18 protein-coding genes are annotated in these 19,847 nt (G+C 64.8%); 13 read left to right on the top strand and 5 right to left on the bottom strand.

Annotated elements, in window-relative coordinates; genetic code table 11:
- The first annotated feature begins 110 nt into the window (after nt 1-110).
- Nucleotides 111-1,370 carry an ATP-binding protein gene (locus RPC_RS25765; RefSeq protein WP_167532093.1) on the top strand — a complete coding sequence of 420 codons (1,260 nt, stop codon included), beginning with the start codon at nt 111-113 and terminating at the stop codon, nt 1,368-1,370.
- A gap of 117 nt (nt 1,371-1,487) precedes the next feature.
- Here the strand turns inward: RPC_RS25765 and RPC_RS24560 are convergent, their stop codons facing one another.
- Complete coding sequence (locus RPC_RS24560; protein WP_011475293.1) at nt 1,488-2,381, bottom strand: LysR family transcriptional regulator; 894 nt, start codon at nt 2,379-2,381, stop codon at nt 1,488-1,490.
- Between the two features lie 123 nt (nt 2,382-2,504).
- Here RPC_RS24560 and RPC_RS24555 point away from each other — a divergent pair, with 123 nt between their 5' ends.
- Together RPC_RS24555 and RPC_RS24550 are read left to right on the top strand one after the other, a co-directional pair.
- Nucleotides 2,505-3,500 (top strand): aldo/keto reductase, encoded by a 996-nt coding sequence (locus RPC_RS24555; protein ID WP_011475292.1) that lies wholly within the window; start codon nt 2,505-2,507, stop codon nt 3,498-3,500.
- A gap of 53 nt (nt 3,501-3,553) precedes the next feature.
- Nucleotides 3,554-4,609 (top strand): NAD(P)-dependent alcohol dehydrogenase, encoded by a 1,056-nt coding sequence (locus tag RPC_RS24550; protein WP_011475291.1) that lies wholly within the window; start codon nt 3,554-3,556, stop codon nt 4,607-4,609.
- 296 nt (nt 4,610-4,905) lie between these two features.
- On the opposite strand, the gene RPC_RS24545 is transcribed toward RPC_RS24550, so the two are convergent.
- Nucleotides 4,906-5,490, bottom strand: a complete 585-nt coding sequence (locus tag RPC_RS24545) for a hypothetical protein (protein WP_415914774.1) — start codon at nt 5,488-5,490, stop codon at nt 4,906-4,908.
- A 359-nt stretch (nt 5,491-5,849) separates the two neighbouring features.
- Here RPC_RS24545 and RPC_RS24540 point away from each other — a divergent pair, with 359 nt between their 5' ends.
- Nucleotides 5,850-7,466 (top strand): alpha-amylase family glycosyl hydrolase, encoded by a 1,617-nt coding sequence (locus RPC_RS24540; protein WP_011475289.1) that lies wholly within the window; start codon nt 5,850-5,852, stop codon nt 7,464-7,466.
- A 201-nt stretch (nt 7,467-7,667) separates the two neighbouring features.
- On the opposite strand, the gene RPC_RS24535 is transcribed toward RPC_RS24540, so the two are convergent.
- Nucleotides 7,668-8,030, bottom strand: coding sequence for a PRC-barrel domain-containing protein (locus RPC_RS24535; protein WP_011475288.1), 363 nt, complete (start codon nt 8,028-8,030; stop codon nt 7,668-7,670).
- A gap of 467 nt (nt 8,031-8,497) precedes the next feature.
- Here RPC_RS24535 and RPC_RS24530 point away from each other — a divergent pair, with 467 nt between their 5' ends.
- The 3 genes from RPC_RS24530 (at nt 8,498) to RPC_RS25210 (ending at nt 13,189) form a co-directional block, all read left to right on the top strand.
- Nucleotides 8,498-10,660, top strand: coding sequence for a PAS domain-containing protein (locus RPC_RS24530; protein ID WP_011475287.1), 2,163 nt, complete (start codon nt 8,498-8,500; stop codon nt 10,658-10,660).
- A gap of 79 nt (nt 10,661-10,739) precedes the next feature.
- On the top strand, nt 10,740-11,735 hold the full coding sequence (locus tag RPC_RS24525; protein ID WP_011475286.1) for a glycosyltransferase family 9 protein: 996 nt from the start codon (nt 10,740-10,742) through the stop codon (nt 11,733-11,735).
- A gap of 290 nt (nt 11,736-12,025) precedes the next feature.
- Entirely contained in the window at nt 12,026-13,189 is a 1,164-nt protein-coding gene (locus tag RPC_RS25210) for a type I restriction endonuclease (RefSeq protein ID WP_011475285.1), read from the top strand.
- 149 nt (nt 13,190-13,338) lie between these two features.
- On the opposite strand, the gene RPC_RS24515 is transcribed toward RPC_RS25210, so the two are convergent.
- A complete protein-coding gene (locus RPC_RS24515; RefSeq protein ID WP_011475284.1) occupies nt 13,339-14,001 on the bottom strand; it encodes a DNA-3-methyladenine glycosylase family protein in 663 nt (220 codons plus the stop codon).
- A gap of 37 nt (nt 14,002-14,038) precedes the next feature.
- Here RPC_RS24515 and gluQRS point away from each other — a divergent pair, with 37 nt between their 5' ends.
- Nucleotides 14,039-14,914 (top strand): tRNA glutamyl-Q(34) synthetase GluQRS, encoded by an 876-nt coding sequence (gene gluQRS / locus RPC_RS24510; RefSeq protein ID WP_011475283.1) that lies wholly within the window; start codon nt 14,039-14,041, stop codon nt 14,912-14,914.
- 85 nt (nt 14,915-14,999) lie between these two features.
- Nucleotides 15,000-16,247 (top strand): ATP-binding protein, encoded by a 1,248-nt coding sequence (locus RPC_RS24505; RefSeq protein WP_011475282.1) that lies wholly within the window; start codon nt 15,000-15,002, stop codon nt 16,245-16,247.
- Here the strand turns inward: RPC_RS24505 and RPC_RS24500 are convergent.
- Complete coding sequence (locus tag RPC_RS24500; RefSeq protein ID WP_011475281.1) at nt 16,174-17,067, bottom strand: YihY/virulence factor BrkB family protein; 894 nt, start codon at nt 17,065-17,067, stop codon at nt 16,174-16,176. The genes RPC_RS24505 and RPC_RS24500 overlap by 74 nt on opposite strands.
- 129 nt (nt 17,068-17,196) lie before the next feature.
- Here RPC_RS24500 and RPC_RS24495 point away from each other — a divergent pair, with 129 nt between their 5' ends.
- The 4 genes from RPC_RS24495 (at nt 17,197) to RPC_RS24480 (ending at nt 19,806) form a co-directional block, all read left to right on the top strand.
- On the top strand, nt 17,197-17,391 hold the full coding sequence (locus RPC_RS24495) for a twin transmembrane helix small protein (RefSeq protein ID WP_011475280.1): 195 nt from the start codon (nt 17,197-17,199) through the stop codon (nt 17,389-17,391).
- 36 nt (nt 17,392-17,427) lie between these two features.
- The gene (locus RPC_RS24490; RefSeq protein WP_011475279.1) at nt 17,428-18,000 is read left to right on the top strand and encodes a cob(I)yrinic acid a,c-diamide adenosyltransferase; all 573 of its coding nucleotides are present in this window, start codon (nt 17,428-17,430) and stop codon (nt 17,998-18,000) included.
- Nucleotides 18,001-18,103: 103 nt separating this feature from the next.
- Nucleotides 18,104-18,853, top strand: coding sequence for an electron transfer flavoprotein subunit beta/FixA family protein (locus RPC_RS24485; protein WP_011475278.1), 750 nt, complete (start codon nt 18,104-18,106; stop codon nt 18,851-18,853).
- A complete protein-coding gene (locus RPC_RS24480; protein WP_011475277.1) occupies nt 18,853-19,806 on the top strand; it encodes an electron transfer flavoprotein subunit alpha/FixB family protein in 954 nt (317 codons plus the stop codon). The genes RPC_RS24485 and RPC_RS24480 overlap by 1 nt, the downstream gene beginning before the upstream one ends.
- Nucleotides 19,807-19,847: the final 41 nt, after the last annotated feature.

Below are 19,847 nucleotides of genomic sequence, written 5' to 3'. Positions count from 1 at the left end.
GGCACCCCGAGGCAGGCACGGCTTGTCGGACGGCAGCGCAGGACATGGCGCGCCTCTTAGGCTTTTACCCGTACCGCGCGCCCTTTGAGGCAAGCGGAAAGTGGAAGCAAATGGCAAAGTTCAATCCATTTCGACCAGGTAGCGTGATCTCTCCGGGAATGTTCGTGGGACGATTTGAGGAAATACAAGTTGCCGAGCATGCTCTGCTGCAAACGCGCAACGGTAATCCGCAGCATTTTGTCATCGAAGGTGAGCGTGGAATTGGAAAGTCGTCGCTTTGCCTATGGCTTGATTATCTTGCGAAGGGTGATTTTCCCTACGATAAAATCAATAGGTTGAGCTTTGTTGTTGTGAGCGTCGAACTGCACGAAGGGATGAACTACGACGATATTGTCGATGTGCTCTTGTCAGAACTGAAGCGACAAATAGCAAACCGCCAGCAGCTATTGGAAAGTTGCAAGAAAGCTTGGGAGTTCTTGAGTCGGTTTCAGGTTGGAGGCGTCAAATATGATCGACCGGCACAGCCGGTTACAGATCATCGTCGCCTCGACGAGTTGACGGATGTACTTGTCAATCTGATTGAAGAGTCCGGCGGTTCTATTGAGGGTGTCGCCGTTCTGATTGATGAGGCTGATCGACCTGCAAGCGCAGCGAACCTGGGACAATTGTGTAAATTACTCACGGAGCGACTGGCGCGGCGTCGATGCGAGAGAGTCTGTATAGGACTATTTGGTCTGCCTGGTCTCTTGGGTAAGCTTAAAGACTCTCATGAGTCGTCGTTAAGAATTTTCAATATCCTAACATTGGAGCCGCTCGAGCCACCTGAACGGATAGCCGTCATCGAAAAAGGCTTGGAGGAGGCCGCTCGTAAGAACCAGTTTGAGACAACGATTTCTGAAGAGGCGAAGGCCATGATCGCGAACCTCTCAGAAGGCTATCCGCATTTCTTGCAGGAGTTTGCGCACTGCGCGTTTGCGATCGATGACGACAATAATATCTCCGTCGATGACGTTCTTGATGGGACCTTCAAGGAGCACGGCGCGCTTAATCAACTGGGGAAGAAGTATTTCGCTGATCTTTATATCGATCAAATTGGATCGGAGGATTATCGACGGGTCCTAATAGCCATGGCGGAGAGTTTAGATGGCTGGGTAAGTCGGCAAGCCATTTTAGAACGATCGAAGGTAAAAGAAAAAATCGTCGACAATGCGCTCCACGCCCTAAGGGAACGGAAGATAATATTCCTTAATCCGAGGGTGCGCGGGGAATATAGGCTGCCAACTAAATCATTTGCCGTTTGGATCCGGGCGCGAGAGGAACAAAAGGCTGTGGAGGCGCGTGCGGCCATTCAGGCGGCCCCCAGCAGCTAGCCAAAGAGATCATAATAGGTATTTTGATAAGGACGTAGGGAGCGCTAAGGAACGCTAAGGAACGCTAGGGAACGCTAGGGGAAGCTAAGGAACGCTAGGGAACGCCTCTGCCACCCCTCACCCCCTGTACCGCAGCGCCTCGACCAACAGGGCGAAGGCCGGGGTCGGCTTCCGGTTCGGGTAATACAGATGATAGCCCGGAAACGGCGGGCACCAGTCGCCGAGCACCCGGACCAGCCGCCCGGCGGCAAGATGCGAGGTGGCCAGATCTTCCGGCATAAAGGCGATGCCGAAGCCGTCGAGCGCCGCCTGCAGCGCCAGCGGCAGGGTGTTGAAAATCAATTGGCCTTCGACCCGCACTTTCAGTTCGCGGCCGGCCTTCTCGAATTCCCAGGCATAGAGGCTGTTGTAGGTCGGCAGCCGGATATTGATGCAGGCGTGGTCGGTGAGGTCCTGCGGCCGCTTCGGCCTCGGGCGCTGCGCGAAATAGCTGGGGGCTGCGATCGCCGCCATCCGCATGTCGGGCGCGATCCGCAGCGCGATCATGTCCTTGGAGACCTGCTCGCCGAACCGCACACCGGCGTCGAAGCGCTCGGCGACGATGTCGGTGAAGGTGTTGTCGGAGCAGATCTCGACCTTGATCTCGGGGTAATCCTTCAGCAGCCGCGCCAGCGCCGGCCACAGCACGGTCTCGGCGGCGTGCTCGCCGGCGGTGATGCGGATGCTGCCGGCCGGCTTCTCGCGCAGATCGCTTAAGCCCGCGAGTTCGGCGTCGATCTCGGCCAGCCTTGGCGCCACGGTGCGCAACAGCCGTTCGCCGGCTTCGGTCGGCGCCACGCTGCGGGTGGTGCGGGTCAACAGCCGGATGCCGAGCCGGGCTTCGAGCTCGCGAATGGTGTGGCTCAGCGCCGATTGCGACACTCCGAGTTTGGCCGCGGCGCGGGTGAAGCTGCGCTCCTCGGCCACCGCGACGAACGCCGAAAGGTCGCCGAGATTGGCCCGCTCATTCATGAAATATCCTCATAAGCACATGCAGATTATACCGGCTAGTCGCACAGCGCGAAAGCGCTAGATTGCGGCCGTCGCCGCCACGCTTGCGTTGCGGCGCGCCAATTCAAGCGACAGGAGTGGACGATGCAGACACGCAAACTCGGCAACAGCGGCCTCGAGGTTTCGGCGCTGGGGCTCGGCTGCATGGGGATGAGCTTTTCCTACGGTCCGCCGAAGGACAAGCCGGAGATGATCGCGCTGTTGCGCGCGGCGGTGGAGCGCGGCGTGACGTTTTTCGACACCGCCGAGGTCTATGGTCCGTTCACCAACGAGAACCTGCTCGGCGAGGCGCTGGCGCCGTTGCGCGACCGCGTGGTGATCGCCACCAAGTTCGGTTTCAAGCTCGATCCCACCGGCAAACAACGCTGGACCGGGCTCGACAGCCGGCCGCAGCACATCAAGGAGGTTGCCGAGGCCTCGCTGAAACGGCTGAAAACCGACCGCATCGACTTGTTCTATCAGCACCGAGTCGATCCCGAGGTGCCGATCGAGGACGTCGCCGGCGCGGTGAAGGATCTGATCGCGCAGGGTAAGGTCAAGCATTTCGGGCTGTCGGAAGCGGGCCCCCAGACCATTCGGCGCGCTCATGCGGTGCAGCCCGTCACGGCGCTGCAGAGCGAATATTCGCTGTGGTTGCGCAGTGCGGAGGCCGAAACGCTGCCGTTGCTCGCAGAACTCGGCATCGGCTTCGTGCCCTATAGCCCGCTCGGCCGCGGCTTCCTCACCGGCGCGATCGACGCCTCGACCAGCTTCGACAGCAGCGATTTCCGGTCTTCGCTGCCGCGCTTCACGCCGCAGGCCCGCGCCGCCAACCAGGCGCTGGTCGATCTGTTGGGCCGCATCGCCGCGCGCAAAGCCGCAACCCCGGCGCAGATCGCGCTGGCCTGGCTGTTGGCGCAGAAGCCGTGGATCGTGCCGATCCCCGGCACCACCAAGCTGAACCGGCTGGAAGAAAACCTCGGCGCGGTCGCAATTGAGCTTACAGCCGACGATTTGCGTGAAATCGATAGCGCGGCCTCGAACATCACCGTGCAGGGCGATCGCTATCCCGAACAGTTGGAAGTTCTGACCGGTCGCTGACGCGGCCGGTTCGCCCCGCAAGCCCACCTGCAAGATTCCTTGGAAAGCCAAAAATGATTCATGTCAAAGCCTATGCCGCGCAGTCCGCGGCTTCGCCGATCGCGCCGTTCAGCCTGGAGCGGCGCGAACCCGGTCCGCACGACGTGCAGATCGATATTCTGTATTGCGGCGTCTGCCATTCCGATCTGCACCAGGCCCGCAACGATTGGAGCAACTCGCTGTATCCGATGGTGCCCGGCCACGAAATCGTCGGCCGCGTGGTCGCCACCGGCGCTCATGTGAAGAACCTCAAGGTCGGCGATTTCGCCGGCGTCGGCTGCATGGTGGATTCCTGCCGGCATTGCGCGCCGTGCGAGGCCGGGCTCGAGCAATATTGCATCGAGGGCGCGACCTGGACCTACAACGCGCACGAACGCGGCTCGCAGCAGCTGACCTTCGGCGGCTATTCCGAAGCGATCGTCGCCGACGAACGCTTCGTGGTGAAGATCCCCGCCCACATGGATCTGAAGGCGGTGGCGCCGCTGCTCTGCGCCGGCATCACCACCTGGTCGCCGCTGCGGCACTGGAAGGTCGGCAAAGGCCAGAAGGTCGGCGTCGTTGGGCTCGGCGGCCTCGGCCATATGGGCGTGAAGTTCGCCAAGGCGCTCGGCGCCCATGTGGTGATGGTCACCACCTCGCCGGAGAAGGGCAAGGACGCGATCCGGCTCGGCGCCGACGAGGTGCTGGTGTCGAAGGACGCGAACGCTATGGCCAAGGCCAAGGGCTCGTTCGACTTCCTGCTCAACACCATCCCGGTCGGCCACGACGCCAACCCGTATTTGCAGTTGCTCAAGCTCGACGGCGCGATGGTGATGGTCGGCGCGCTGACGCCGCTGGATCCGATCGTCGGCGGCAATCTGATCCACGGCCGCCGCAGCATCGCCGGCTCGGGGATCGGCGGCATGCCGGAGACCCAGGAGATGATCGATTTCTGCGCCGAACACGGCATCGTCTCCGACGTCGAAATGATCCGCATCCAGGACATCAACAAAGCCTATGAGCGGCTGTTGAAGAACGACGTGCGCTATCGCTTCGTCATCGACATGGCGTCGCTGAAGAACGCGGGTTGATACGTGCATTAAGAACGCCACTGAGCGCCGATCCACAACCAGGCCGTCATCCCGGATTGCGAGTTCGTCAGAACGAGCAAGTCCGGGATCCATATCCCCTGCAGGGGTTATGGATCCCGGGCTCACGCGCAGCTTCGCTGCTTGTGCCCCGGGACGACAGCGAGGGCTCGCAAAGCGATCAAAACCAAGCGAGACAACCATGCAGCAAAATGCCGGGGGAAATGTCCCCCGGCGTTTTGTGAGTTAGTACGCTGTACGCTGAATTCGCCTCAGCACGCCTTAGGCGTCTGCAACGCTCAGCCGCGCAGCAGCACCGGCAGGCCGAGCATCGAGGAGAACGGCGCCGGGTCGTTGATCAGCGAGGCCGAGCCGCGCTGGTTGTCCGACAGCGAGGAGAACGGCGCCTGGCTGTGGGTCAGCGAGGAGAACGGCTTCTGGCTGTGGCTCAGCGAGGAGAACGGCTTGGAGCTGATCAGCAGCGGAAAGCCCGAGAAGAACGTGTCGGAGCTGATTATTTCCGGCAGTCCCAGCCACGAACCGGTGGTCTTGGATTCGGTGATGCGCGGCGCGCCGGTCAGCCGGGTCGACGACGAGGTCAGCGTCGGGGCACCGACCGCGCTCGACAGCGGCGCGGCGGTGTTGGGATGCGCGTGGCCATTGCCGTTGCGGGCATAGCCGTTGCCGCTGCCATTGGTGGCCTTGCTTGGGCCGGCGCTGTTGAGGATCTGCTCGGCCTTGGCGCCGGTGCCGAACGGCGCATTGACCGCCACCACGCTGCCGCCCTTGCCGTCCGACACCAACTCGACGTCGGTGTAATCGGCTGCCTTCAGCTGAGCGACGACCGCCGACGCGGTGCGGGGATTGTCAAACGTCCTGATCATCTGCGCCATAAGTCTTCCACTCCTTGGTTGGCTGCGGGCACATTAGCGGCCCGATGTGAAATTCGTTTGCGAGCAATGCGCGAGGGCATTTCGCGGAAGTAAGTCAGCTGTGCGGCAATCGGTTCCCGCATCACGCGGTTGTCATTGCAGTGCACAGTATTTCGGGAACTGGGTACCGGGGAACGGCGTTCAAGGGGGCTGCGCGGATGGCGCCTGCCGGATCTGCCTCATCCTTAATCAGCCGTTAATTCCCGATCCGGCGTTGCGGCGCCGTCACGACGGCTCGCTACACATCGGCCGGCAAGCCCGTCATGGAATCGGGATGCGACGTACGACGTCATGTGGGGGAAGGAGCGCCGATGCCGAGTGCCGCGATCACGTGCTGGTGGGCGGTGGGGGTGCTGTACCAGATCTATCCGCGCTCGTTTCAGGACGCCGACGGCGACGGCATCGGCGATCTCGCCGGTATCATCGCCCGGCTGCCCTATCTGGTCGATCTCGGCGTCGATGCGATTTGGCTGTCGCCGATTTTTCCGTCTCCGATGGCGGACTTCGGTTACGACATCGCCGACTATGTCGGCATCGATCCGCTGTTCGGCACCATGGATGACTTCGACGCGCTGGTCGCTGCCGCGCACGGAAACGGGCTGAAAGTCATTCTTGACCTGGTGCCGAACCACACCTCGGATCGGCATCCGTGGTTCGTCGAAAGCCGCGCCTCGCGCGACAATCCGAAACGCGATTGGTATCTGTGGCGCGATCCGGCGCCGGACGGCGGGCCGCCGAACAATTGGCTGTCGGAATTCGGCGGCTCCGGCTGGCAGTATGATGAGACGACGCGGCAATATTACTATCACGCCTTCCTGGCGCAGCAGCCGGATCTGAACTGGCGCAACCCGAAGGTGCGCGAGGCGATCTATCAGGTGATGCGGTTCTGGCTCGGCCGGGGCGTCGACGGCTTTCGCGTCGACGTGATCTGGCATTTGATCAAGGACGAACTGTTCCGCGATAATCCGCCGAACCCCGACTTCAAGCCGGAGATGCCGCCGCACGCTGCCCTGCACCCGGTGTATTCCGCCGACCGGCCGGAGACGCTGCAGGTGGTGGCCGAGATGCGCCGGGTGATCGACGAGTTCGACGCCCGGGTGCTGATCGGCGAGATCTACCTGCCGATCGAGCGGCTGGTGGCGTATTACGGCGAAGGTCTCGCCGGCGCGCAGCTGCCGTTCAATTTCGCGCTCTTATCAACGCCATGGCACGCCCGCACCCTGGCGCAACTGATCGACCGCTACGAGGCCGCGCTGCCGCAAGGCGCCTGGCCGAACTGGGTGCTCGGCAATCACGACCGCCCCAGGATCGCCAGCCGCGTCGGTTTGGCACAGTCCCGCGTCGCGGCGATGCTGTTGCTGACGCTGCGCGGCACGCCGACGATGTATTATGGCGACGAGATCGGCATGCAGCAGGTGGCGATCGCGCCCGAGCAGGTGCGCGATCCGTTCGAGAAGAACGTGCCGGGCATCGGCGTCGGCCGCGACGGCTGCCGCACGCCGATGCAATGGGACGCTTCCGCGCATGGCGGGTTTTCGGCCGCGCAGCCGTGGCTGCCGTTGGCCGAGCATTACGCGCAGGAGAACGTCGCCAATCTGAGTGCCGATGCGCAATCGATCCTCAACCTCTATCGTGCGCTGATCAGCTTGCGCAAACGGCTGCCGCAGCTTGCGCATGGCGACTACGCGCCGCTCGCCGCCGACGGCGATCTGTTGCTGTATCGGCGCCACGACGCGACAGGCTCGGTGCTGATCGCGCTCAATCTCGGCGCCCAGCCGGTCTCGGTGGTGTCCGACACCATCGGGCTCGACGGCGAGATCCTGCTCTCCACCGCGATGGACCGCGGCGGCGAACGGGTCGGCAGCGAACTCAGCCTGCGCGGCCATGAGGGCGTCATCGTCGGGCCGGCGCCTGAGGAGGTGGTGTAGCGGGCGTTGCGCTGTACGAGCGCCGCCGCAAAAGGCTGAAGTCATCGGGTGACACAACGGCGGCGCGCTCTTTCGTGGAGATTGTGCACGAACAGCACCGAATTGTCGCAAAGGTCGTCGATCATTGCGCTCCCCGACAAACACGGCGATGCCCGGCGCCGGGCCGGGCATCGTGGGCATGTTACGATCACCGCGTGAGCGTTAGGCCATCGCCACGCCGTAGTAATCGTCGATCTTGCGGGTGCCTTGCTCGTCGCGCCAGTTCCAGTCGGAGGTGCGGGCGTATTTCGGTGCGCCCTTGACCTGGTCGTTGGTCACCATGGTCTGGTAGCCGCCGAGTTCGACGTTGTATTTCAGTGAGGGCCAGGGCAGCGGGTAGTAGTCGTCGCCGATGCCGAGGAAGCCGCCGAACGACAGCACCGCATAAGATACCTTGCCCGACAGCTTCTCGATCATCACCCGTTCGATCGCGCCGACCTTTTCGCCATCGGGACCATAGACCGCAGTTCCCTGGACCTTGTCGCTGCCGATCAGACTGACGGTTTCATCTGCTTCAGTGATCATGCTCGTCTCCCTTGCGTTGGCTGATCAACCGTCGGCGGCGCGACTCGTTCCGATGCGGCAGGGCTTCACAGTGGCGCTTGCCGTACCTATGTTGGGTTCATCCGCAACCAACGAAAGGAGGTGATCCAGTGTCTCATTCAAAGCGCTGTCACCTCGCTGAGGCCGCCCGCTAACGGCTGAAGTCAGCCAAGGCTGTGGCGCTCTCGGCGCCGGGAACCAGCGAGATCGAGGGAAGGGCGCGCCGGCACACCACCGGCGCGCCTTTTCTACCGGGTGCAACTACTGGATGCAGTGCGCGATAACGATCATTTTGCCTGGAACGATTTCGCGGTCGGGGCGTTTGTGCCCCTGCGTTGGCGTTTCAGACGCGCAAGGTAAAGTTCTCTGCCTCGGCCAATGCGTTCTTCTCCCAAGGGGCGCGAGCGGGGTCGTCGAGACCGCGGCGAACGATCGAGGCATCACACGGTATGGCGTCATCGGACACGGCATTTCTGCGCGGCGGTGGCGAGACCGGTGCGCTGATTGCGGGCTTCGATTGGCAATCGACGTCGCTCGGCGCGATCACGGACTGGCCGCAATCGCTGAAGACGGCCGCCGGTCTGGTAGTGCACTCGACGGTGCCGATGGTGATGCTGTGGGGCCCCGACGGCTTCATGATCTACAACGACGCCTATTCGGCCTTCGCTGGCGCCCGGCATCCGGCGCTGCTCGGCAGCAAGGTCCGCGAGGGCTGGCCCGAGGTCGCCGATTTCAACGACAATGTCATGCGGATCGGTCTCAGCGGCCGCAGCTTGGCCTATCGCGACCAGAAGCTGACGCTGTACCGCAACGGCGTTCCCGAACCGGTCTGGATGAACCTCGACTATTCGCCGGTGCTGGATGAGAGCGGTCGCCCCGCCGGCGTGATCGCCATCGTGGTGGAAACCACCAAGCGGGTGCTGGCCGATCAACGCGTCGCCGCCGAGCAGGACCGGCTGCTCAGCATGTTCGAACAGGCGCCCGGCTTCATGGCGATGGTCGAGGGCCCGGAGCACGTCTTCACCCTCGCCAACCAGGCCTATCTGCAGCTGATCGGACATCGCGACGTGATCGGCCGGCCGTTGCGCGAGGCGCTGCCCGAGGTCGAGGGCCAGGGCTTTTCCGAGATCATGGACGACTGTTATCGCACCGGCCAGCCGTTCGTCGGCACCGCCTGGAAGGTCAGCCTGCAGCGCGTGGCGGGCGGCGCCGTCGAGGACCGCTTCGTCGATTTCGTCTACCAGCCGGTGCGCGACGGCGCCGGCGACGTTACCGGCATTTTCGTGCAGGGCTCCGACGTCACCCAGCGGGTCGCCGGCGATGCCGAATTGCGCCGCATCACCGAGACGCTGGAAGCCCGCGTCGGCGAGCGCACCGCCGAACTCGCCGCGGCGAACCGGCAATTGGTCGCCCAGATCGAGGAGCGCGAACGGGTCGAGGCGACGCTGCGGCAGATGCAGCGGCTGGAGGCGGTCGGCCAGCTCACCTCCGGCGTGGCGCACGACTTCAACAATCTGTTGACGGTGGTGCTCGGCAATCTCGGCTTCCTCGAAAAGACCCTCGATCGCGCCGGCGTCGACGCCAAGGCGCACGCAAGGCTCGCCAATATCCGCACCGCCGCCGAGCGCGGCGCGACGCTGACCGCGCAGCTTTTGGCGTTCTCGCGCCGGCAGCGGCTGGAAACCCGCGCCGTCGATCTCAATGAGACCGTGACGAAGATGCGAGCGCTCTTGCAGAGTTCGATGGGCGGATCGGTGCGGCTGGAAACCGTGTTGCAGCCGGATCTGTGGCAGGCGCTGGTCGACCCGACCCAGATCGAACTGGTGATCCTCAATCTGGCGATCAACGCCCGCGACGCCATGCAGGTCGGCGGCTCGCTGACGGTGGAGACCGCCAACGTCCGGCTCGGCGCGCCGACCCGGCCGGAAATGCCGGCCGCCGGCGAATATGTGATGATCGCGGTGGCCGACACCGGCACCGGAATGACGCCCGAGGTGCTGGCCAAGGCGTTCGAGCCGTTCTTCACCACCAAGCCGGTCGGCAAGGGCTCCGGGCTCGGGCTCGCCCAGGTGTTCGGCTTTGCCAAGCAGTCCGGCGGCGGGGTGCGGATCGACACCCGGATCGACGAAGGCACCACGGTGAAAGTGTTTCTGCCGCGCGCCGCGCGCAGCGCCGCCGCGCAGCCGTCAGATCTGCGCGAGGCGATGCCGCTGCGCGGCCCGGTGCGACGGCTGTTGTTGGTCGACGACGACAGCGCGGTGCGCGACGTCACCGCGGCGATGCTGCGCGAGATCGGCTGCGTGGTGATCGAGGCCGGCAGCGGCGGCGCCGCGCTGGATATTCTGGAGCGCGACCCTGCGCCGTTCGATCTGATGGTGATCGATTTCGCGATGCCCGGCATGACCGGCGCCGAGGTGGCGCGCGAGGCGCAGTTGCGGCGGCCAGGCATGCCGATGATCTTCATCACCGGCTACGCCGATCTGGCGGCGCTGCAGAACATCGGCGAAGACGCCATCGTGCAGAAGCCGTTCCGCGACGACGAATTGCTGCGCAAGATCGGCCGCGCGCTCGGCGGCGGCGCCACGGGCAACGTGGTGCAAATGCGCAAGTAGCGCGACGCCGCCGGCGCGCCGATTGCTTGCCGCGGAAGTTGGCTTATAGAGATGGAAATCCTCCCCGCCCGGCCTCGCCATGACCTCCACCGCCGTCATCCAGACCAAGCAAGGCATCGGCGACGTGATGTGGCATCTGCCGTTCATCCGGGCGATCGCCGCCGCCACGCCGGAGCGCGCGGTGACCTTCCTGACGCTGCCCTCCAGCTTCGCCCGCGATCTGCTCCGCGGCGAAGCCTGCGTCGCCGAGACGCTCTATTACGAGAACCGCGGCTCCGAATGGGCGCGCGGTCTGCACCTCGCGCGATTGATCGGCACCTTGCGGGCGAGGCGCTTCACCACGTTGTGGATCCTCGACCGCTCGGTGCGTCCGGCGATCGCGGCCTTGGCCGCCGGCATCCCGAACCGGATCGGGCTCGGCTTCGGCCAGCAGCGACTGTTCATCACCAACCCGGGCATCGACCCGCGCTACCGGCCCGAACACCCGATCGAATGGCTGAAGGCGTTGATGGCGGCGATGCAGCTGCCGCTGCCCGACACCGAGCCGAACCTGACGCTGCCGCCGGCGCTGCGCGCCGAGCTGTTGCGGCGTTATCAGGACCGGCCGCGGCCGTGGATCGTGCTCGGCATCGGCGCCTCGGCGCCGCAGCGCGATTGGAGCGACGCGCAATGGAGCGCCTTTTTGGACGAATTGCGCCGGCGCTCGACTGGCACCGCATTTCTGATCGGCGGTCCCGGCAACGCCGCGCGGGCCGCCGCACTGATCGCCGCCGGGCGCGGCGCTGAGGTCAACGCCTGCACGCTGTCGATCGCCGAGTCGGCGGCGCTGATCGGCGGCGCCGATCTCTATCTCGGTCCGGATTCCGGACCGCTGAACGTCGCGGCCGCGGTCGGCACCCCGGCGTTCGGGCTTTTCGCGGTCAATCCGGTGCTGGACTATTCGCGCTTCATCCATCCGATCCTGCCCGACGATGGCCGGCGCTCGCCGGACGGCATGGCGCGCACCTCGCCGGGGCGCGTGCTCGACGCCATCGCGCCGCACCTCGCGAGCCCGACGGCGTCGGCGCCCGTCTGAGTGGCGGGCAGCGTCACGGCAAGAAAGAGGTTCGCAAACTAAGCGCGGTGTCCCGGACGCGGTGCCGCGTCCTTCACGCGGCTCCGCGAGCCGGGACCGTTCCAGGCGCTGCGTTCCGATACGGCCCCGGCTCTGCTGTCACCACGCCGCGCGCGGCATGGTGACCGCGTCCCGGGCGCGCTTTCCCCTGGCCGGCCGACATCTGACTAATGACGCAACAACCCATGGTTGCCGACGTCGCTGATTCGCCATAGATTGCAGTGTCGGCGGCATTCCTTTGGGGGACCACCATGGCAGATGAGTTTGGAGACAGGCTGATCGGGTTTGCAAAACGCTACGTGGGCATCGCCGAGCGTTGCAACAACGAAGAATCCACCAAGATGTTTCTGGTGCTTCCGTTCATCAGTTTCCTGGGGTTTGACGTTCAAAATCCATTTGAAGTTTGTCCCGAGCACGCCGCCGACTTTTCCGATAAGTACAAGAATCGTGTCGACTTCGCGATCTTGCAGGACGATCTGCCGATCGTCGCCATCGAATGCAAGTGTTGTGGTGCCCCGTTGAAAGACGAAAGAGGGCAGCTTCGCAGCTACTTTAATGCGGCGCCCACGGTCAAGATGGGGTTGCTGACTGATGGCGTCGTGTTTGAATTCTATGCGGACTCTGACGAACCCAACATGATGGATGAGAAGGCTTTTCTCACTGTCAACCTTCGTGACATCGCAAACGGCAGATTGGATGAAAGCGTTGCCGACGGGTTGAAGTCGCTGCAGAAGGGGCAGTTCAATCCCGAGAACATTGGCGCTGAGGCCAAGCGCAAACTGGTATTCCAGAAATTCTTGCAGGAAATCACCTTGCTGGCGGAACGGCCGAGTGAATCGTTCACCCGGATGCTGTTGAGGGCCGTCAATATTCAGCACGTGCGGGACAAGTCGTTGCCTGAATACCAGGACCTGGTCGGCACCGCATTTCGCGAATTCGTCAACGTGAAGATCCTGCAGCGCCTGGAATTGACCAAGGCGGCGCCGCCGGCTGCTTTGGTGCAGACGGAAGCGAGTGCGGCCCCTGAGGCGGCGAAAGAGCCAGGAACTGTTCTGCCGTCCGATACGGAATTGGAGGTGCTCACCTTCGTGAAACGTCGGCTCTCCTACCTGGCCGACGACGAGTTGCTTTTCGATGCTGCGCAGAGGATCGAATTCACCAGCTATAAAGGCAAACTGGTTGTCTTCTTTGGCCGCGAACGCCGCGGGCGCCTGTTCGACTTCTTTGAAGGCGGAACTCGCGGTCCCAAATATCGCTTTGTCTTCGCCGACAATCCGGAAGAGATCGTCACCGATAAGCTCGCCGGTGCGATACTTGATGGGCCGTTGCTTCAGATCTTCAAGAGGCGAGTCAATGGCGATGCGCCGCCGCAACCCGTCGCCACGTCAACGGTGATCGCCATGAATCCACGCTGAAGGCACCCATGCACTGGACGACGTGGCAGCAGATTCGGTCCCGCGGTTCTCTCTGAAGCGTTATCAACCGGCACCCGGTCTGCTGAGCGGCGTGAAGAAGGCTGTGCCGCGCCGGGCAATCGGGACGCTTCGCGAACGGCCCTGCGGCGTCAAATTTTGGCCGCGGCCTTCCCGATCACGCCCTCGCGCTGTTTCACCGCGTGATAATAGGCCCACCACAGATGCGCGGCCGCTCCCCGCAGCGGGCGCCACGGCTCGGCGAGCGGCGCCATTTGTTTCGGCGTCGGCCGCGCGGGCAGTTCGAGTCCGATCCGCATCGCCTCCTGCAGCGCGAGATCGCCGGCCGGCCAGGCGTCGCCATGGCCGAGGCAGAACAACAGATAGATGTCGGCGGTCCACGGCCCGATGCCGTGCAGCGCGGTCAGGCTGGCATGGGCGGCGTCGGCGTCCTCGTCGGCGAGCACGTCGAGATTGAGGCGCTCGGCGGCCAGTTCCCGCGCCAGATTCTTCAGGGTCTTGATCTTGGCCGCCGACAGTCCCAGCCGGCCGAGCCGGTCGGCGCGGGCGCGGCGCAGCGCGTCGTGGTGGAACGGATCGAACGCCGCCGACACCCGCCGCCAGATCGCCGCCGCCGAGGCCACCGACAATTGCTGGCCGCAGACGATCGCGGCGAGCCCGCCGAACCCCGGTTCGCGCCGCCGCAGCGTCGGCATCCCGGCGCGCTTCAAGACCGGCTTCAGCCGCGGGTCCAGCTTGACCAGCGCTTTGACGGCCTCGTCGAGATCGGTCTGGGTGTTGAGGTGGACGGTCATCGCGGCTTACAACGAACATGTCCGCCGAAAGAGATCAATGCCACCCGTTTTCCGTTTCGCGCCGAGCCCGAACGGCCTCTTGCATCTCGGCCACGCTTTTTCGGCGTTGCTGAATTTCGACCTGGCGCGGGCGGCCGGCGGCCGGATGTTGCTGCGGATCGAGGACATCGACGCCACGCGCTGCCGTCCGGAATTCGAAGCCGCGATCCTCAGTGACCTGTCCTGGCTCGGCCTCCGCTGGGAGGGCGAGGTGCGGCGGCAGTCCGAGCATTTCGAACTGTATCGGCAGGCGACGACGCGACTCAGCGAGATGGGCTTGCTGTATCCGGCGTTCGAAAGCCGCGCCGAGATCGCCCGGTTGGTGATGCAGCGCGAGCAGGCCGGGCCGTGGCCGCGCGATCCCGACGGCGCGCCGCTGTATCCCGGCGACGCGCGCGCGCTGACGCCGGATCGGCGCGCGCAGCTGCTGGCCTCCGGCGCGCCCTATGCGCTGCGGCTCGACATGGCGGCGGCGATCGCCCGGGTCGGTTCGCTGAGCTGGCGCGAACGCGGCGAAGGCCCGCACGGCGAGACCGGCACCGTGCCGGCGCAGCCGCAGGCCTGGGGCGACGTGGTGCTGGCGCGCAAGGACACGCCGACCAGCTATCATCTCGCCGTGGCGATCGACGACGCGCTGCAGGGCGTCACCGAGGTGGTGCGCGGTCGCGACCTGTTCTGGGCCACCAGCGTGCACCGGCTGCTGCAGGCGCTGCTCGATCTGCCGCAGCCGGCCTACCGGCATCATCGTCTGATCCTGGACGTCGCCGGACACAAACTGTCGAAGTCGATGCGGGCCACCTCCCTGGTGGAATTACGAGGTAGCGGGATCACGCCGCCGGCGATTCGTCGGCAATTGGGTCTGCCACCGGCCTGAAGTTGGCGGCAAGCCGACGGCGCGCAGCTTGCGTGACTCGAAGCACCGTGTCGTGGCATGGTGCGCGCGGGCGGTCGGGGGATTGATGGCAGTAACATCGCGCCAGCTGCGAAGCGGGCGGACGCTGGTGAAGCGGACGGCGAAGAAGCGCGCCCGCAAACCCGCGCCGCCGAAGCGCCGCGCGCCGCCGCGCTCCGATCCCGGCATCGTCGAGTTGGCGTTGGCGGCGTTCGCCCACGAGGTGCGCACGCCGCTCACCGGCATTCTCGCGGTCAGCGATCTGCTCGCGACCTCCGATCTCGACCCCCGCGAACGCCGCTGGGTCGACACCATCAAGGCCGGAGCCGAGCATCTCGCCGGCCTTGCAACCTTGTTCGTCGACGCCGCACGCAGCAGCGCCTCCGGCCTCGGCGTGCGCGAAGATTTCTTCGATCTGCGCGCGCTGGCCCGCAACGCCGCCAACTCGCTGGCCGGGCGCGCGGCCGCCAAAGGCCTGCAGGCGACCACCCGGATCAGCGACAAGCTCCCGGCCTTCGTGGTCGGCGACGCGATCCGGCTGCGCGCGGCGCTGGAAAACCTGATCGACAATGCGGTGAAGTTCACCGAGCAGGGCTCTGTCGCGATCAAGGTGTCGACCGCGCGCGCGCCGAAGGGCAAGGTCGGAATCGTGTTCGCGGTGTCCGACAGCGGCATCGGGCTGACGCTCACCGAGATCAAGCGGCTGTTTCGGCCGTTCTCGCAGGCCAACGTCACCATCGCGGCGCGGTTCGGCGGCGCCGGCCTCGGGCTGTCCTCGGTACGGCAGATCGCGCGTGCGATGGGCGGCGACATCGCGGTGGCGCAGCGGCCCGGCGGCGGCACCACCTTCACGCTGACGGTGGCGTTGACCCGGTCGACCGGGGCGCTGACGCTGTTGCCGGGCGCCGACGGCGAAAGCCCGGAAGATCGCGCCGCGCCGCTGCATCTGCTCAGCGTCGAGGACAATCCGTTCGGCCGCGTCGTGCTCAACGCGGTGCTCAGCGAACTCGGCCATCATACCGAGTTCGTCGGGCGCGGCGAACTCGCCGCGAGCCGCGTCGCGGAGGGGCAGTTCGACGCGGTGCTGATGGACATGGTGCTGCCCGGCATCAGCGGCGTCGAGGCGATCCGTCAGATCCGCGCGCTGCCCGGGGCGACAGGCCGCATCGCCATCATCGGCGTGTCCGGCCGCGGCGATGACGAGGCCGCCTCGCGCGCCGCCGGGGCCGACGCCTTCCTGCTCAAACCGGTGTCTCCTCGGGGGCTAGCGACTGCGCTGCTTGAAGCGACACGCCGCGAGGCAGTCGCGACTTGATGATCGCGGCGTTTAGTTCGCCGCCATAGACGAAGATCGCGGCGATGAAATACAGGAACACCAGCGCGATGATCACCGAGGCGAGCCCCGCATACATCGTCACGTAGTTGCTGGCGAAGCGCGCCAGATACATCCCGAAGCCGATCCCGGAGAGCAGCGAGGCGACCATCGTGAAGATGATCCCCGGCAGGATCTGCCAGAATGTCCGTCGCCCGCACGGCAGCCAGGCGTGCAGCAGGAACAGCGCGATGATCAGCACGGTGATGGTGATGCCGTAGCGGGTGACGTTGAGCAGCGTGGCGTTGTCCTCGATCACCAGCGGCACGTAGCGCCGCGCCGCCGCGAGCAGCAACGGGCCGAGCACGATCAGGAACGCCATCGCCAGCGCGGTGAAGGCGGCGACCAGCGTGTAGCCGATCGACTCCAATCGCAGCCAATACCAACTGCGCGTTTCGGTCACCGCATAGGCCCGGTTCAGCGCCACCCGCAGGCTCTCGATGCCGTTGGAGGCGAAGTAGATCGCCAGCAACAGGCCGATAGTCAGGGCGTCGCCGCGCGTCGTGGTCAGCACGTCGTGGATTTCGCCGGACAGCGCGTCGGCGACCTGGATCGGCCACACCTGCAGCATCAGTTCCGCGGCCTGGTCGGCCAGTCCCTTCGATCCGAAGAAACCCGCCAGCGAGGTCAACACGATCAGGAACGGGAACAGTGCCATCAGGCTGGACAGCGCGATATGGCTGGCGATCGCCCAGCCGTCATCGGCAAGGAAGGTGTAGAAGGCGTCGATCCCGACCAGATAGGCGTAGCGCAATTGCCTCACGGTTCACCTTGGTCTGAAGCGGGCTGACGTGCCACAATACTATCATCCGACGCCGAGAGGAAAGCCAACTGCACCGCTACCCCCGATGTCCGCAATGGCGCCGCTGCGCCTGTGGTGTTATGAGACCCCATGGCAACGTTCCTGAGCACGATTCTCCTTCCCGTCGCGGTCGGCGCTGTCGCGATCGTTCTGCTGCTCGGCCTGTTCAACATGATGCGGGGCGGCTCCCCCAATCGATCGCAGCAACTGATGCGATGGCGGGTTTTGCTGCAGTTTGTCGCGATCGTGATCACGATGCTGGCGGTCTGGGCGTTGGGGCGCTAAGCGGAACCTGACCCGGCGAAGCAACGAGGGACGGCGATGGTAGTGCTGAATCGGATTTATACCCGCAGCGGCGACGACGGTACCACCGCGCTGGCCAATGGCGAGCGCCGGCCGAAATACGATCTGCGGATCTGCGCCTATGGAACCGTGGATGAAACCAACGCCGCGATCGGCGTGGTGCGGCTGCATCTCGCCGACGCGCCGGCGGTCGACGCCATGCTGGGCCGCATCCAGAACGATTTGTTCGATCTCGGCGCCGATCTCGCAGTGCCGCAGCGTCAGGGCAGCGCCGAACGGCTGCGCGTGCTGGCGAGCCAGGTCGAGCGGCTGGAACGCGAGATCGATAGTCTCAATGCCACGCTGGCGCCGTTGGAGTCCTTCGTGCTGCCGGGCGGCTCGCCGGCGGCGGCGCACCTCCATGTCGCCCGCACGATATGCCGCAGGGCGGAACGCGCGATGGTGGAACTGGCGGCCCGTGCCGACGAAACGCTCAGTCCGATTGCGATCCAGTACATCAACCGGCTGTCGGATTTCCTGTTCGTCGCCAGCCGGACGGCGAATGATAACGGCGCCGGCGACGTCCTCTGGGTACCGGGACAAAACCGCTGATCGCCTGCCGCGATTTTTGGCTTTGCCGCGTTGACCGCTGATAGCGAGCGCTTTAGGTTCCGCGGCCACGAGATTCAACTTAGCTCAACACGAAAGAGGATCGATGAAGGTTCTGGTGCCGGTTAAGCGGGTCGTCGATTACAACGTCAAGATCCGGGTCAAGAGTGACGGGTCGGGCGTCGAACTCGGCAACGTCAAGATGTCGATGAATCCGTTTGACGAGATCGCGGTCGAGGAAGCCCTGCGCCTCAAGGAAGCCGGCAAGGCGACCGAGGTGGTGGTGGTGTCGATCGGCCCGGCCCAGGCCTCGGAAACCATCCGCACTGGGCTGGCGATGGGCGCCGACCGCGGCATCCTGGTCAAGGTGGAAGGCAATGTCGAGCCGCTGGCGGTCGCCAAGATCCTCAAGGCCATCGCCGACGAGGAGAAGCCCGGCCTGATCATTCTCGGCAAGCAGGCGATCGACGACGATTCCAACCAGACCGGCCAGATGCTGGCGGCGCTGCTCGGCTGGTCGCAAGCCACCTTCGCCTCCAAGCTCGAGGTCGACGGCGCCGACTTCCAGGTCGCCCGCGAGGTCGATGGCGGCTCGCAGATCGTCAAGCTGAAGGGCCCGGCGATCGTCACCACCGACCTGCGGTTGAACGAACCGCGCTATGCCAGTCTTCCGAATATCATGAAGGCGAAGAAAAAGCCGATCGCAGAGGCAACCGCCGAGCAATACGGCGTCGATCTCGCCCCGCATCTGGAGATTCTGAAGACCGTCGAACCCGGCGGCCGCAAGGCCGGCGTCAAGGTCAAGGACGTCGCCGAGCTGGTCTCGAAACTCAAGAATGAAGCCGGGGTGATCTGATGACGACGCTGCTGATTGCCGAACACGACCACGCCGTCCTCAAGGATTCCACCAACAAGGCTTTGACCGCGGCGAGCCAGCTCGGCGCCGAGGTTCACGTCCTGGTGGCCGGCGGCGGTGAAGGCACCAAGGCCGCGGCTGAAGCAGCCGCCAAGCTCGCCGGCGTGACCAAAGTGCTGGTCGCCGACGACGCGCTCTATGCGCACGACCTGGCCGAGCCGCTGGCCGCGCTCATTGTCGCGCTGGCGCCGAATTACGATGCCTTCGTGGCGCCGGCGACCTCGCGGTTCAAGAACGTGATGCCGCGCGTGGCCGCCCTGCTCGACGTCATGCAGGTTTCGGAAATCATCAAGGTGATTGCTCCGGATACCTTCGAGCGGCCGATCTATGCCGGCAACGCGATCCAGACCGTGAAGTCGAAGGACGCCAAGAAAGTCATTACCGTACGCACCTCGACCTTCGCCGCGGCGCCGGGCGAGGGCGGCAGTGCGGCGATCGAGAGCGTGGCGGCGGCGGCTGATCCCGGCGTCTCCAGCTTCGTCGGCGAGGAGGTCGCGAAAAGCGATCGGCCCGAACTGACCTCGGCCAAGATCATCGTCTCCGGCGGCCGCGCGATGCAAAGCCGCGAGAACTTCAGCAAATATATCGAGCCGTTGGCCGACAAGCTCGGCGCCGGCGTCGGCGCTTCGCGCGCCGCGGTCGATGCCGGCTACGCCCCCAACGACTGGCAGGTCGGCCAGACCGGCAAAGTGGTGGCGCCGGAGCTCTACGTCGCGATCGGCATTTCCGGGGCGATCCAGCATCTCGCCGGGATGAAGGATTCCAAGGTGATCGTGGCGATCAACAAGGACGAGGATGCGCCGATCTTCCAGGTCGCCGACTACGGCCTGGTGGCGGATCTCTATCAGGCGGTGCCTGAACTGACCGAGGCGCTCGGCAAGCTCGGGAAGTAACCAACCCACGGCGCCGTTCGGTCGGAAACCGAACGGTGCAC

It is taken from the genome of Rhodopseudomonas palustris BisB18 (assembly GCF_000013745.1).
Taxonomy (GTDB): domain Bacteria; phylum Pseudomonadota; class Alphaproteobacteria; order Rhizobiales; family Xanthobacteraceae; genus Rhodopseudomonas_A; species Rhodopseudomonas_A palustris_F.
Note: the sequence above shows the minus strand (reverse complement) of the source record. Positions and strands in the feature narration are given on the sequence as shown.

What these genes read in the sequence shown, in the direction of transcription:
- RPC_RS24490 (WP_011475279.1), top strand. Translation starts at nt 17,428, where the DNA reads ATGGTAGTGCTGAATCGGATTTATACCCGCAGCGGCGACGACGGTACC.
- RPC_RS24545 (WP_415914774.1), bottom strand. Translation starts at nt 5,490, where the DNA reads ATGATCAGGACGTTTGACAATCCCCGCACCGCGTCGGCGGTCGTCGCT.
- RPC_RS24485 (WP_011475278.1), top strand. Translation starts at nt 18,104, where the DNA reads ATGAAGGTTCTGGTGCCGGTTAAGCGGGTCGTCGATTACAACGTCAAG.
- RPC_RS24515 (WP_011475284.1), bottom strand. Translation starts at nt 14,001, where the DNA reads ATGACCGTCCACCTCAACACCCAGACCGATCTCGACGAGGCCGTCAAA.
- RPC_RS25765 (WP_167532093.1), top strand. Translation starts at nt 111, where the DNA reads ATGGCAAAGTTCAATCCATTTCGACCAGGTAGCGTGATCTCTCCGGGA.
- RPC_RS24480 (WP_011475277.1), top strand. Translation starts at nt 18,853, where the DNA reads ATGACGACGCTGCTGATTGCCGAACACGACCACGCCGTCCTCAAGGAT.
- RPC_RS24560 (WP_011475293.1), bottom strand. Translation starts at nt 2,381, where the DNA reads ATGAATGAGCGGGCCAATCTCGGCGACCTTTCGGCGTTCGTCGCGGTG.
- RPC_RS24535 (WP_011475288.1), bottom strand. Translation starts at nt 8,030, where the DNA reads ATGATCACTGAAGCAGATGAAACCGTCAGTCTGATCGGCAGCGACAAG.
- RPC_RS24530 (WP_011475287.1), top strand. Translation starts at nt 8,498, where the DNA reads ATGGCGTCATCGGACACGGCATTTCTGCGCGGCGGTGGCGAGACCGGT.
- RPC_RS24550 (WP_011475291.1), top strand. Translation starts at nt 3,554, where the DNA reads ATGATTCATGTCAAAGCCTATGCCGCGCAGTCCGCGGCTTCGCCGATC.
- RPC_RS24505 (WP_011475282.1), top strand. Translation starts at nt 15,000, where the DNA reads ATGGCAGTAACATCGCGCCAGCTGCGAAGCGGGCGGACGCTGGTGAAG.
- RPC_RS24555 (WP_011475292.1), top strand. Translation starts at nt 2,505, where the DNA reads ATGCAGACACGCAAACTCGGCAACAGCGGCCTCGAGGTTTCGGCGCTG.
- RPC_RS24495 (WP_011475280.1), top strand. Translation starts at nt 17,197, where the DNA reads ATGGCAACGTTCCTGAGCACGATTCTCCTTCCCGTCGCGGTCGGCGCT.
- RPC_RS25210 (WP_011475285.1), top strand. Translation starts at nt 12,026, where the DNA reads ATGGCAGATGAGTTTGGAGACAGGCTGATCGGGTTTGCAAAACGCTAC.
- gluQRS (WP_011475283.1), top strand. Translation starts at nt 14,039, where the DNA reads ATGCCACCCGTTTTCCGTTTCGCGCCGAGCCCGAACGGCCTCTTGCAT.
- RPC_RS24525 (WP_011475286.1), top strand. Translation starts at nt 10,740, where the DNA reads ATGACCTCCACCGCCGTCATCCAGACCAAGCAAGGCATCGGCGACGTG.
- RPC_RS24540 (WP_011475289.1), top strand. Translation starts at nt 5,850, where the DNA reads ATGCCGAGTGCCGCGATCACGTGCTGGTGGGCGGTGGGGGTGCTGTAC.